Consider the following 13757-nt stretch of genomic DNA (forward strand, 5'->3'; position numbering starts at 1 on the left):
GGGGGAGGGCGGGCCTACAGGCCGAGCCAGTGCCGGATCCGCTGGAGGAGGTGGTCGGTGTCCACCGGTTTGGTCACGTAGTCGCTGGCCCCGGCGTTCAGGGCCTTCTCCTGGTCGCCCGGCATCGCCTTGGCGGTCACCGCGATGATCGGCAGATCCGCGTACTGCGGCATGGCCCGGATCGTCGTGGTGGCGACGTAGCCATCCATCTCCGGCATCATCACGTCCATCAGAACGAGGTCGATGTCGGGGTGGCCGGTCAGGGTCTCGATGCCGTGCCGGCCGTTCTCCGCGTGCAGCACGGTCATGCCGTGGAGCTCCAGGATGCTGGTGATGGCGAAGAGGTTGCGGGTGTCGTCGTCGACGACCAGCACCTTCCGCCCGGCCAGCAGTCCGTCCACGTCCTGCTTCGCGGGCGCCTGGATCGCGTCGGGCCGGATCAGCGGCAGCACGTCGCCGGGCTGCTCGGCCGTGAGGTGCAGCGCGATGCGCTCGCGCAGGTCGTCCAGGCTGGACAGGAGCTCCAGCGCCTGGTTCTGCGCGCGCCGGCTCAGGCGCGCCTTCTGCTGGGCGGTGGTCCGCCAGTTGCTGTAGGCGAGCACGGGGACCACGCCCAGCGCAGGGTCGCCGTCCATGGCCTCCAGCAACCGGAAGGCCATCAGGTCCGGCATGTCCAGGTCGAGGACCATGCAGTGGCAGGGCTGGGCGGCCAGCGTCGCGGCCGCCTCCTCCGCTCCCACGGCCGTGATGACCTCGATCGTCCCGTCCTCGCGGTCCGACAGCTCGCGTACGACGCTCTCGGCGACCAGCGACAGCAGCCCGCTCACGCGCTGCTCGATCACCAGGAGCCGCCGGGGCTGCGCCGGCGCCTCGGGCGTGCGCGACTCGGCGCCCTCGCCGACCCCCTCCTCCTGCGCCCGGTCGCCGGACGCGGCCGTGCCCGGCACGCGGGTGGCGGACTGGGCGAAGGTGGGGTGCGCGATCGGCAGGTAGAGCGTGAACACGCTGCCCTGACCCGGTGTGCTCTGCACGCCGATCGCGCCACCGAGCAGGTAGGCGATCTCGCGGGAGATCGACAGGCCCAGGCCGGTGCCGCCGTATTTGCGGCTGGTGGTGCCGTCGGCCTGCTGGAACGCCCCGAAGATCACCTCCAGCTGCTGCTCGGGGATGCCGATGCCGGTGTCGGTGACGCGCAGGGCGATGACCGTACCGCTGGCGCGTACGGCGGCGGGCAGCTCGGACTGGGAGGCCGGTTCGATGCGCAGCTCCACGCTGCCCGTCTCGGTGAACTTGACCGCGTTCGAGAGCAGGTTGCGCAGCACCTGGCGCAGCCGCGAGTCGTCGGTGAGCAGCTCGCCCGGCATGCCGGGGGCGGTGTAGACGGTGAAGTCGAGGCTCTTCTCGCTGGTCATCGGCCGGAACGTGGCCTCGACGTAGTCCAGCAGCCGGCGCAGCGGCACCCACTCGGGGTTGACGTCCATCTTGCCCGCCTCGACCTTCGACAGGTCGAGGATGTCGTTGATGAGCTGCAGCAGGTCGGAGCCCGCCGAGTGGATGATCTCCGCGTACTCGACCTGCTTGGGCGTGAGGTTGCGGGTGTGGTTCTGGGCGAGCAGCTGGGCCAGGATGAGCAGCGAGTTGAGCGGGGTGCGCAGCTCGTGGCTCATGTTGGCGAGGAACTCGCTCTTGTACTTCGAGGTCAGCGCGAGCTGCTGGGCGCGGTCCTCGATCTCCTGCCTGGCCTGCTCGATCTCCAGGTTCTTGGCCTCGATGTCGCGGTTCTGGCTGGCCAGCAGCGTGGCCTTCTCCTCCAGCTCGGCGTTGGAGCGCTGCAGCTCCTCCTGCTGGCTCTGCAGCTCCTCCGAACGCGCCTGCAGCTCCGAGGCCAGCCGCTGCGACTCCTTGAGCAGCTCGTCGGTCCGTACGTTCGCCACGATCGTGTTGAGGTTGACCCCGATGGTCTCCATGAGCTGTTCGAGGAAGGCCCGGTGCACCGGCGTGAACGCCTGCACCGAGGCCAGCTCGATCACGCCGAGCACCTGCTCCTCGGCCACGATCGGCAGCACGATGAGCGAGGCCGGCTCGATCTTGCCGAAGCCGGAGTCGATGGTGATGTGGCCCGAGGGGATGTCATCGGTCAGCGCCACCATCCTGCGGCTGCTCGCGGCCTGCCCGATGAGCCCGTCACCCAGCCGGAACCGGGGAGCGCGCGGCGCCTCGGTGGGGTAGCCGTAGGCGCTGATCAGCTTGAGCTCGTTCTCCTCGGCCAGGAAGAAGGCCCCGTACTGGGCCGAGACCAGCGGCGCCAGCTCGTTCATCACCAGCTCGGCCACCGTGGCAAGGTCGCGCTGTCCCTGCATGAGCCCCGACATGCGGGCCAGGTTGGACTTGAGCCAGTCCTGGCGCTCGTTGGCGGTGGTCGTCTCGCGCAGCGACTTCACCATCGAGTTGATGTTGTCCTTCAGGTCGGCCAGCTCGCCCTCGGCGTCCACGGTGATCGACCGGGTCAGGTCACCGCTGGTGACGGCGCTGGTCACCTCGGCGATGGCACGGACCTGCCGGGTGAGGTTCCCGGCCAGCTCGTTGACGTTCTCGGTGAGCCGCTTCCAGGTGCCGGACACGCCCTCGACCTCGGCCTGGCCGCCCAGCCTGCCCTCGCTGCCCACCTCGCGGGCCACCCGGGTCACCTCGGCGGCGAACGACGAGAGCTGGTCCACCATCGTGTTGATCGTGGTCTTCAGCTCCAGGATCTCGCCCCGGGCGTCCACGTCGATCTTCCGGGTCAGGTCGCCCAGGGCCACCGCCGTGGTGACCTGAGCGATGCTGCGTACCTGGTTGGTCAGGTTGTCGGCCATCGAGTTGACGTTGTCGGTGAGGTTCTTCCAGGTGCCGGCCACGTTCGGGACGCGGGCCTGGCCGCCGAGCTGTCCCTCGGTGCCGACCTCGCGAGCCACTCGGGTCACCTCGTCGGCGAACGCGCTCAGCGTGTCGACCATCGTATTGATCGTCTGGGCGAGCGCGGCGACCTCGCCCTTGGCCTCGACGGTGATCTTCTGCGACAGGTCGCCCCGGGCCACGGCGGTGGCCACCTGGGCGATGCTGCGCACCTGGTTGGTCAGGTTGGAGGCCATGACGTTGACGTTGTCGGTCAGGTCCTTCCAGGTGCCGGACACGCCCCTGACCGTGGCCTGGCCGCCCAGGTTGCCTTCCGTGCCGACCTCGCGGGCCACCCTGGTCACCTCGTCGGCGAAGCCGGACAGCTGGTCGACCATCGTGTTGATGGTCTCCTTCAGCTCCAGGATCTCCCCGCGGGCGTCGACCCGGATCTTCTGCGTCAGGTCTCCCTTGGCCACCGCCGTGGTCACCTCGGCGATGCTGCGGACCTGGGCGGTGAGGTTGTCGGCCATCACGTTGACCGACTCCGTCAGGGCCTTCCAGGTGCCCGAGACGCCCTTCACGTCGGCCTGGCCGCCGAGCCGGCCGTCGGTGCCGACCTCGCGGGCGACCCTGGTCACCTCGTCGGCGAAGGAGGAGAGCTGGTCGACCATCGTGTTCAGGGTGTTCTTCAGCTCCAGGATCTCGCCCCGGGCCGAGACCGTGATCCGCTGCGACAGGTCGCCGCGGGCCACGGCGGTGGCCACGTGGGAGATGTTGCGCACCTGGTCGGTGAGGTTGCCGGCCATGAAGTTCACCGAGTCGGTCAGGTCGCGCCAGGTGCCTGCCACGCCCTTGACGTCCGCCTGGCCGCCGAGCTGACCCTCCGTGCCGACCTCGCGAGCCACCCTGGTCACCTCGTCGGCGAAGGAGGAGAGCTGGTCGACCATCGTGTTGACGGTGTTCTTCAGCTCCAGGATCTCGCCCCGGGCGTGCACGGTGATCTTCTGCGACAGGTCGCCCTTGGCCACCGCCGTGGTGACCTGGGCGATGCTGCGTACCTGGTCGGTGAGGTTGCCCGCCATGGCGTTGACGGACTCGGTGAGGTCCTTCCAGGTGCCCGACACCGACGGCACGTCGGCCTGCCCGCCCAGCCGACCGTCCGTGCCGACCTCCCGGGCGACCCGCGTCACCTCGGAGGTGAACAGGGACAGCTGGTCCACCATGCCGTTGAACACCGAGGCGATCTCCCCGAGCAGCCCGTCGGCCTCGTCGGGGAGCCGGGTGCGGAAGTCTCCGTCCCGGACCGCGGTGAGACCGGCGAGGAGCAGGCGCAGCTCCGATTCGCCGACTTCAGCTCCGGTGCGGGCGGTGAAACCCGAGCCCGCGCCTGTGATGTCACTCATGTCCGCCCTCGTCGTTTCACGTCGCACACCGGCTCGCTCGCGAAGGCGCCCCGCGGAAATCGGTACAACGATCCGCAGCGAGTGAGCACCTTAGCGAGGAATCGGATATACGGGCACTTATGCCGCGTCAAATCCACCTGTGAGGTTACTCGATCACCATTGTCCCTGAATCCGGGGAGAAAACGTCTCCGTGCCGGAGGGACCTCGTACTCGCCTGGTCAGGGGTCGGGATTGTCGGGTTGCAGATATACGACGGTGGAGAGCGGGACGTGCTCGTGGATACGCCGCTCCGTCCTGCGCAGCGCCTCGGCCACCTGCCCGGCCCCGGACCCGTCCGCAACGGTGACGTGGGCCGCCACGAGCACCTCCTCAGGGCCCAGGTGCAGGGTACGGAGCCGGGTGAAGCCGCTGATGCCGGCGTCCTGGCGCAGTACGTCCTCGATGGCCCGCTGGACCTCGGGCGCCGCCGCCTCACCGATGATCATGCTCTTGGTCTCCCGCGCCAGGGTCACCGCCACGACGATCAGCAGCAGTCCGATGGCGATCGAGCCGAGACCGTCGAAGAGCGGGTCGCCGGTGAGCAGGGTCAGGCTCACGCCGCCCAGGGCGAAGGCGAGCCCGGCCAGGGCGGCGCTGTCCTCCAGCAGGATCACGGGCAGCTCGGGGGCCTTGGCCTCGCGGATGTACCTGCTCCACGACCGGCCGCGGCGGAGCCGTCCGGCGTTGCGTACGGCCGTGCGCAGGGACAGCCCCTCCATGACGATGGCGGCGAGCAGGACCCCGATCGCCCACGGCCAGCTCTCCAGCGGGTGGGGATGGGCCACCTTCTCGTAGCCCTCGTAGAGCGCGAACATCCCGCCCCCGAAGAACAGCACCACCGAGACCAGGAACGCGTAGAAGTAACGCTCGCGGCCGAAGCCGAAGGGGTGGTCGGGGGTGGGTTCGCGGGCGGCCCGGGTCCGGCCGAACAGCAGCAGCCCCTGGTTGCCGGAGTCCGCGACCGAATGGATGCTCTCGGCGAGCATCGACGACGACCCGGTGAAGACGAACGCCACGAACTTCGTCACCGCTATGCCGACGTTCGCCGCGAGCGCCGCCAGCGTCGCCTCCTGAGAACCGCTGCCACTCACTGTCCCGACCCTTCCTCCGCGGGGGCAAGCTTGGCGAGTACCCCGAAGTGGGCGGGCCAAGCCCGGCACGCTCTCGCCGCCCCCGCCCGGCCGCCCTGCCCGGCGACCGAAACAGCGCGGTTCAGCCCTGCCCTGCGGCCGAAACGGCCTGGTTCAGCTCTGCCGGACCTTGATGCCGGGCCGCCATCCCAAGATTCTCGAAATGGCTAATCCGCTGGTGATGACCGAGGGCAGGACGGCCTGCGGCTGCACGGACCCGGTCCGTACGACGACGGAGAGGGAGGCGACGACGCGACCCTCGCCGTTCATGATCCGCGCCGCGATGGAGTCGGCGCCCTCGGTCAGCTCGCCCCGGACCAGGGCGCAACCGGTGCGACGGCACTCGGCCAGCTCGCGGCGGAGCGCGGCCGGGTCGACGACCGTCTGGGAGGTGAACCGCTGGAGCTCCCCGTCGAGGATCTCGTCCACCAGCTCCGGCCCGGCGTGGGCGAGCAGGATCTTGCCGACTCCCGAGCAGTGCAGCGGCAGCCGGCCGCCCACCTGGGAGACCAGCCCCAGGGCGTGCGGCGCGGACAGGCGCTCCAGGATGACGGCCTCGCGCCCTTCCAGGACCGCGAGCTGCACGTGCTGGTGGAGCGCGCTGTAGAGGTCCTCCATGTACGGCTGGGCCATCGTGCGCAACGACTCGGTCAGCGGGGCCAGCGTGCCGAGCTGCCACAGCCGCAGGCCGACGGAGAACCGGCCGTTGGCACGTTGTTCGAGGGCCCCGGCCTTCGTCAGCTCCATCACGAGCCGGCGCGCGGTCGGGTGCGGCAGGCCGGTCTTCCGTGCGAGGTCGGCGAGGCTCAGCTCGGTCTCGCCGGGCTCGAAGGAGAACAACAGGTCGAGCAGCCGGGAGCTCACGCTCCGTCCCGGTTCGCTGGTACGCGGCACGCCGCACCTCGCTTTCTCGGATGCGTTCCTGCGGACGCCGAATTGTTCGTTCAATGATTTATCAGCCTCCCGGCCGATTCTGGAAGTGCAGCATGAGCGGACCGAGGCCGATGGGAAGTGACCACGCGGACCGCTCGAAAAGCGACTCATCGGATCGGGGAGCGAGAAACTCGGAGGAGCTTGAGGATGACACTACGCACGGCCGGACCGCCGAGGATCGCGATCGTGGGCGGCGGTATCGGTGGTCTCGCCACCGCGGCGTTCCTCCGCCGCGAGGGACTCCCCAGCACCGTCTACGAGCAGGCGCCACGACTGGCCGAGGTGGGCGCCGGCCTGGTGGTCGCGCCCAACGCGGCACGCCTGCTGCGCAGGCTCGGCGTCCTGGAGACCCTGCGCGAGCGGGCCGTGCGGCTCGACACCGGCTGGGAGTTCCGCCGCTGGGAGGACGGGACGGTGTTGTCGTCGGAGAACCTGGCCGACGCCTGCGAACGCCTCTACGGGGAGCAGACCTACACCGTGCACCGAGCCGACCTGCTCCGCGTCATCGAGGCGCAGGTCCCGGCCCAGGACGTCGCCCTCGATCACAAGGTCGTCAGGCTGGAGACCGGCGGCACGCCGCGGCTGCACCTCGCCGACGGGCGGACGGTGGAGGCCGACGTCGTCATCGGGGCCGACGGGATCCACTCCGTCGTCCGCGGCGCCCTGTTCGCGGCGTCGCCGGCGACGTACTCCGGCATCTGCGCCTTCCGGGCCCTCGTCCCGGCGGCCGAGGCGCCGGAGTTCGCCCGGCGGCCCACGCAGACGCTGTGGATCGGCCCGGACCACCACCTCGTGCACTATCCGGTGTCGGCCGGGGAGCTGGTCAACCTCGTCGCCTTCGCCCCCGCCGGCGACTACACCGTGGAGTCCTGGACCGCGACCGCGACGGTGGAGGAGTTACTGACCGAGTTCGACGGCTGGGACCCGCGGCTGGTCGATCTGATCCGTGCCGCCGGGACGCCCGGCCGGTGGGCGCTCCTGGACCGCGCGCCGCTGACACGCTGGTCCGAGGGCGGGGTAACACTCCTCGGCGACGCCGCCCATCCGATGTTCCCCTTCTTCGCCCAGGGCGCGGCCCAGGCGATGGAGGACGCCGCCGTGCTGGCGCGCTGCCTCGCGACGGGGCTGGACGACCCGGCCGGCGCGCTCAGGCGGTACGAGGAGTTGCGCATCCCCCGCACGACCCGGATCCAGGCCGTGAGCCACGGGCGCTCCCACATCAACCACCTTCCTGACGGTCCCGAGCAGCGGGACCGCGACGCGGCCTTCGCCCGGCACGACCCGCTCGTGGCGAACGGGTGGATCTACGAGTACGACCCGGACGTCGCGCTGGGAGACAAGGTGGCCGGGCCGCGGTGATCGTTCAGCCACGACATAGCCTGCCGGATACGCGGGAAGCAGAGCTGAAGGAACCTTCGATGAGATTCACCCATGAGACCCTGCCCCAGCGGGTGGTGTTCGCCCCCGGCGACGCGCCCGCGGCGGTGGCCGGCGAGGTGGCCAGGCTGGGAGTCCGGCGGGTCATGGTCATCGCCGCCCCCGCGGAGTCCGCGCTCGCCGACGCCGTGTCGGCCGAGGTCCCGGTCGCCGTACGGCACGACGAGGTCGTCATGCACGTGCCCGTCGAGGTCGCCGAACGGGCGCGGGCGGCCGCAGCCGGGGCGCGGGCCGACGCGCTGCTCTGCGTCGGCGGCGGGTCCACGACCGGGCTGGCCAAGGCGGTGGCCATGACCGGCTCCCCCAAGGCGGGTTTGCCCATCATCGCCGTGCCGACGACGTACGCCGGCTCCGAGGCGACGAACGTCTGGGGGCTCACCCAGGGCGAGACCAAGACGACCGGCGTGGACGATCTCGTACTGCCCCGCTCCATCGTGTACGACGCCTCGCTGATGCTGACGCTGCCCGTGGAGATGTCGGTCGCCTCCGGCCTCAACGCGATGGCCCACTGCGTCGACTCGATGTGGGGACCGCGGGCCGACCCGATCGACCAGGCGCTGGCCGCCGAGGGAATCCACGCGCTGAGCCGCGGCCTGCCCGCCGTGGTCGCCGATCCGGCCGGGATCGAGGGCCGCGAGCAGACCCTCTACGGCGCCTACCTGGCCGCCGTCGCGTTCGCGTCCGCCGGCTCGGGCATGCACCACAAGATCTGCCACGTGCTGGGCGGGATGTTCAACCTGCCGCACGCGCAGACCCACGCCGTCGTGCTCCCCCACGTGCTGGCGTTCAACGCGCCGCACGCGCCCGGGGCCGAGCGCCGGATCGCGCGGGCCCTCGGCACACCGCGGGCGCCGGAGGGCCTCGCGGACCTGTACGCGGCCCTCCACGCACCGGCCGCGCTGAAGGACTACGGCATGCCGGAGGACGGCATCGCCAGGGCGGTGGCCCCGATCCGGGCCGCGATCCCCGCAGGCAACCCCGCACCCGTCACCGAGGAGAACCTCACCGCGCTGCTCCGGGCGGCCTGGGAAGGAGCGAAGTCATGACCAACGCGCACACCGAGGTGTCCGCCGAGCAGGCCGCCCGCGAGGAGGAGTTGGTCGAGCGGGTCGTGCGCTCGTTCGGCGGCTGCCAGGACCCGCGGCTCAAGGAGCTGATGACCGGCCTGGTCAGGCACGTCCACGCCTACATCCGCGAGGTGCGGCTGACCGAGGAGGAGTGGCGCGGGGCGATCGAGTTCCTCACCGCCGCCGGTCACATCACCGACGACAGGCGGCAGGAGTTCATCCTGCTCTCCGACGTGCTCGGCGCCTCCATGCAGACCATCGCGGTCAACAACCGGGCCTACGGGGAGGCGACCGAGGCGACCGTGTTCGGGCCGTTCTTCGTCGAGGGGTCGCCGGAGATCGCCAACGGTGAGGACGTGTCCTTCGGCGCGGTCGGCGAGCCGTGCTGGGTCGAGGGCACCGTCACCGACGCCGGCGGCAGGCCCCTGCCGGGCGCCCGGATCGAGGTCTGGGAGGCCGACGCGGACGGCCGCTACGACGTCCAGTACGACGACGGGCGCACCGCCGCGCGGGCGCACCTGTTCACCGACGACGAGGGGAGATACCGGTTCTGGGCCATCACCCCGACGCCGTACCCCATCCCGCACGACGGACCCGTCGGCGCGATGCTCGACGCGGTCGGCCGCTCGCCGATGCGGGCCTCCCACCTGCACTTCATGGTCGCCCACGAGGGCTGCAGGACGCTGGTGACGCACATCTTCGTGCGCGGCGACGCGCTGCTCGACTCCGACGCCGTCTTCGGGGTCAAGGAGTCCCTGGTCAAGGACTTCGAGCGGCACCCGGCCGGCACGCCCACCCCGGACGGCCGGGTCCTGGACGGCACCTGGTCGCGGACGCGTTTCGACATCGCGCTCGCTCCCTCCGGCGCCTGAGCCTCCGACGGCGGTCAAGCCAGACGCACCGCGGCCGGCACCCCCTTGTCCGGGGTGCCGGCCGCGGCGGCATGTCAGGGCCTCGCGCTCACGTCACGACTCGTTCAGGCCGAACAGCCGGACGGCGTTGTCGTGGTAGATGGCCTGCCGCTGGGCGTCGCTGAGGTCCAGCTCCTCGATGTTCGCGATCGTCGCCCGGATGAAGCCCGGTCCCTTCTCAGGGTCGTAGGGGCTGTCCGAGGCGAACACCACCCGGTCGTGGCCGTAGAACCGGATCGACGTCCGGAGCGCGTCACCGGCGCCGAAGCAGGCGGTGTCGACGTAGAAGTTCTTGAAGTAGTCGAAGGGACGCTTCGTCAAGGGGTAGCCCTCCACGTCGGCCTTCTGGCTCTCCGGCGTCCGGCTGCCCAGCTGGTCCCAGCCGGCGCCCACCCGGCCGGCGAAGTGCGGGATCATGGCTCCGCCGTGGTGGATCAGGAACTTCAGGTCCGGCCAGCGCTCGAAAGCACCCGAGAAGACCATGCGGGCCATGAAGGCCGACAGGTCGTACTCCCAGCCCAGCGCCCACCAGATCTCGAACTTGGACCGTTCCTCGGTCGGGTAGTCCGGCCATGAGGAGTTGCGGTTGGGGTGGACCTGGATCATCTTCCCGCTGCGGGCCAGCGTCTCCCAGAACGGGTCGTATCGCGGGTCGTCCATCGGCCCGCGGTTGACGTGGCAGTAGATCTGGACACCGACCGCGTTCAGGCTGGTGAAGGCGTAGTCGACCTCCTTGATCGCCTGGTCCACGTCGTCGAGCGAGACCGCGGCGCAGAACCCGGCGAACCTGTCGGGGTGGCTCTCGACCAGCTCCGCCATGCCCTCGTTCGCGATCCGCGCCATCTCGGCGTTGCGCTCGGCGGGGCCGAGGTCCTCCAGGGGCGGCGACGCGACGTTGATGATCTGCTTGTATTCCCCGAACTCGTCCATCTGACGGAACCTGACGTCCAGGTCCGTCAGGGCGGGGATGTCACGGGTGCGCTTCTGGAGGTTCAGGATGGCGGCGCTGTCGTTGATCGCGAAGAAGCGGTCGGCGTAGGCGCGCGGTAGAAGGTGGCAGAACGAATCGATCTTCACGAAAGAGGGCTCCTTGCTCGGGATTCATTTCACTGACCAGCAGGTGAGCGCGGGCGCTGGGCCGAACAGAAGGCGCCGTCCCCGCACGTGTGCCAGACCCGAGGTGGTGGCATCTCGTACTTCCACCGTACCCTCGGCCGGGTTGAGCATGAGGGGATGTCCTTCTCGCTTGGGGTCGCACACCAACGCTTTCGTTCTCGCAGTCGCGTGAGTCCAGGCACGTAACAGACGAGTTTGCAGCCCCTTGGGCGCCACGCGAGCGCCATGGTCATTCAATGAACGGGCCCGAGCACGCGACCCTCACCGCCCCCCGGCCACTGGACGCGTGAGCGGGGGGCGATCGACGCGGTCGGTCAGGCGGGCAGGGCCGGGTAGTCGGTGTAGCCGGTCGCGTCGCCACCGTAGAAGGTGGCGGGGTCCGGGGTGTTGAGGGGGGAGGCGGTCTCCAGGCGGCGGGGCAGGTCGGGGTTGGCGAGGAAGAGCTGCCCGAAGGCGATCAGGTCCGCGGTCCCGTCGTGGATCAGCGCGAGCTCCTCCGGGCCGGTCGGGCGGTCGCCGGTGTGCGGGTTGAGGATGAGGGCGCCGGGGAACCCCCGTCGCATGGTGTGCGTCAGTTTGCGGTCGCCGGCCTCCATGATGTGCAGATACGCCAGGTCAAGGGTCGCGATCCGCGCCACGAGGGCCTCGTAGACGGCGTGCGGTTCGGGTTCGTGGATGTCGTTGTTCGTCGTACCGGGTGACAGGCGCAGCCCGGTACGGGCCCCGCCGATCGCGGAGGCGACCGCCGAGACGGCCTCCACGGCGAACCGGATGCGCCCCGGGACCGAGCCGCCCCAGCCGTCGGTGCGCCGGTTGGTGTTCGGGGCGAGGAACTGGTGGATCAGGTAGCCGTTGGCGCCGTGCAGTTCCACCCCGTCGAAACCCGCCTCGACGGCGTTGCGGGCGGCGAAGGCGTAGTCGGCGATGGTCTGCTCGATGTCGGCCTCCGTCAATTCGCGCGGGGTGACGAAGTCCCGCACGCCCTCGGGAGTGAACAGCTGTCCCCGCGCGGCGACCGGCGACGGCGCCACCGGGACCAGGCCGTCGGGCAGCAGGACGGGGTGGCCGATCCGGCCGGTGTGCAGCAACTGGGCGAAGATCCTGCCGCCCTCCGCGTGCACCGCGTCGGTCACTTTGCGCCAGGCGGCGACCTGCTCCGCGGAGTGCAGGCCGGGGGTGAACGGGTATCCCTGACCGATCACCGACGGCTGGACGCCCTCCGTGACGATCAGTCCGGCGGAGGCGCGCTGAGCGTAGTACTCCGCCGTCAGCTCCGACACCAGCCCGCCGTGGGCGCGGCTACGGGTCATCGGTGCCATGACGATCCGGTTGGCGAGTCGTGTGCCGCCGACGGTGATCGGGTCGAATGCGCTGGTCATAGGTGTCTCCTTAGTGAATCAACGGGTCGGCGTCAGTCGTGGCAGCAGCACGCTGACGATCGCGATGGCCAGGCCGAGCCCGGCCGCCATGAGGAAGACCAGGTCGTAGCCGGCCGCGAGGGCCCCGGCCGAGGAGGTGCCGCCGGCCCGGGTCGCGGCCGTGGCTCCGGCGGCCGTCGCGAGCACCGCCAGGCCGATCGCCCCGCCCACCTGGGTGGCGGTGTTGGCCAGGCCGCCGATGACCCCCGCGTCCCCCTCCGGACCGTCGGCGGTCGCCGCCGCCATGAGGGTGGGGAAGGTCAGCCCGATGCCGGCCGCGACGACCAGCATGGGCCCGAGCACGCCGGTGACGTAGCCGGAGGCGGCATCGGCCTGGGCGAGCCAGGCGAATCCGGCCACGAAACAGCCGCAGCCGGCCAGTACGAGGGCGCGCACGCCGGTCCGCGGCAGCAGGGCGGCGGCCCATCGGGCGACCAGCACGAACGTCACCGCCGCGGGTGTCTGCCCGAGCCCGGTCTGCAGCGCGCCGTAGCCGAGGACGTTCTGCAGCAACAGCGACGTGAAGTACCACATCGCGATGGAGATCCCGCCGAACAGCAGCAACATGCCGTTGCCCACGGCCACCCCGCGGATGCCGAACAGCCGCAGGGGCATGATCGGCCGGTCGGCGAAACGACCCTCGACCAGGACGAAGACGATGAGCAGGAGCAGGCCCGCCCCGGCCGGCCCGGCGACCGACACGGACGTCCAGCCATGATGATCGGCGCTCTGCATAACCCCGTAGACCAGCGCGGCCAGCCCCGCCGTGCCCGTGACCGCGCCGGCGAGGTCGAGCCGTTCCCGCCGGCCAGCACGGGCGCCGGTCAGCGCCATCATGGCCACCACGATCAGCACCGCGCCGATCGGCACGTTGATGAGGAACACCCACCGCCAGGACAGGCCGGTGGTCAGGGCGCCGCCCGCGATCGCGCCCGTCACCCCGCCCACGCCGCCCGCGGCGGACCAGGCGCCGAACGCCCGGGCACGCGCATGCGCCTCGGTGAAGGAGGTGTTGATCACGGCCAGCGTCGCCGGGGCCATCATCGCCGCTCCCGTGCCCTGCGCGACGCGGGCGGCCACCAGGATCTCAGGAGCGGTCGCCAGGCCACCGGCCAGACTCGACACGGAGAACAGCAGCAGCCCGGCGACCAGCATCCGGCGCGCGCCGAACAGGTCCGTGGCGCGCCCGCACAGCAGCATGAAACCGGCGAAGGTGAGCAGATAGCCGTTCACCACCCAGGCCAGGCCGGTGGGGGTGAAGCCGAGGTCGCCGCTGATCGCGGGCAGGGCGACGTTAACGATGGACGCGTCCAGGATCACCATGAACTGGCCGGCGCACGCCAGCGCGAGGATCATCCAGGCGGGGCCGGCCGGCGGCCTGGCACGCGGGGTCGTGGTGCTGGTGCTGGTCATGGCTTCGGCCGCA

9 protein-coding genes are annotated in these 13757 nt (G+C 70.7%); 3 read left to right on the forward strand and 6 right to left on the reverse strand.

The window, feature by feature from the left end:
- Positions 1-14: 14 nt before the first annotated feature.
- From BLS95_RS39735 to BLS95_RS39745, 3 genes are all read right to left on the reverse strand, one after another.
- The gene (locus BLS95_RS39735) at positions 15-4280 is read right to left on the reverse strand and encodes a HAMP domain-containing protein (protein WP_090944121.1); all 4266 of its coding nucleotides are present in this window, start codon (positions 4278-4280) and stop codon (positions 15-17) included.
- Positions 4281-4498: 218 nt separating this feature from the next.
- Positions 4499-5410, reverse strand: coding sequence for a cation diffusion facilitator family transporter (locus tag BLS95_RS39740; protein WP_090944124.1), 912 nt, complete (start codon positions 5408-5410; stop codon positions 4499-4501).
- Between the two features lie 153 nt (positions 5411-5563).
- Positions 5564-6313, reverse strand: coding sequence for an IclR family transcriptional regulator (locus BLS95_RS39745; protein WP_218136216.1), 750 nt, complete (start codon positions 6311-6313; stop codon positions 5564-5566).
- Positions 6314-6529: 216 nt separating this feature from the next.
- On the opposite strand from BLS95_RS39745, the gene BLS95_RS39750 reads away from it, so the two are divergent.
- From BLS95_RS39750 to BLS95_RS39760, 3 genes are read left to right on the forward strand one after another with little or no spacing between them, the layout of a single operon-like run.
- Positions 6530-7741: an FAD-dependent monooxygenase gene (locus BLS95_RS39750; protein WP_090944130.1), complete on the forward strand. Its 1212-nt coding sequence runs from the start codon at positions 6530-6532 to the stop codon at positions 7739-7741.
- A 59-nt stretch (positions 7742-7800) separates the two neighbouring features.
- Complete coding sequence (locus BLS95_RS39755; protein ID WP_090944133.1) at positions 7801-8865, forward strand: maleylacetate reductase; 1065 nt, start codon at positions 7801-7803, stop codon at positions 8863-8865.
- Positions 8862-9758, forward strand: coding sequence for an intradiol ring-cleavage dioxygenase (locus BLS95_RS39760; protein WP_090944136.1), 897 nt, complete (start codon positions 8862-8864; stop codon positions 9756-9758). The genes BLS95_RS39755 and BLS95_RS39760 overlap by 4 nt, the downstream gene beginning before the upstream one ends.
- A 93-nt stretch (positions 9759-9851) precedes the next feature.
- Here BLS95_RS39760 and BLS95_RS39765 read toward each other — a convergent pair whose 3' ends face one another.
- The 3 genes from BLS95_RS39765 to BLS95_RS39775 all read right to left on the reverse strand — a co-directional run bounded on the left by BLS95_RS39765 (position 9852) and on the right by BLS95_RS39775 (position 13744).
- Positions 9852-10874, reverse strand: coding sequence for an amidohydrolase family protein (locus tag BLS95_RS39765; protein ID WP_218136217.1), 1023 nt, complete (start codon positions 10872-10874; stop codon positions 9852-9854).
- 353 nt (positions 10875-11227) lie between these two features.
- Entirely contained in the window at positions 11228-12292 is a 1065-nt protein-coding gene (locus tag BLS95_RS39770; RefSeq protein ID WP_090944143.1) for an alkene reductase, read from the reverse strand.
- Between the two features lie 18 nt (positions 12293-12310).
- Positions 12311-13744 (reverse strand): MFS transporter, encoded by a 1434-nt coding sequence (locus tag BLS95_RS39775; protein WP_090944146.1) that lies wholly within the window; start codon positions 13742-13744, stop codon positions 12311-12313.
- Positions 13745-13757 lie beyond the last annotated feature (13 nt).

This window comes from Nonomuraea jiangxiensis (assembly GCF_900099965.1).
In the GTDB taxonomy this organism is placed as follows: Bacteria; Actinomycetota; Actinomycetes; order Streptosporangiales; family Streptosporangiaceae; genus Nonomuraea; species Nonomuraea jiangxiensis.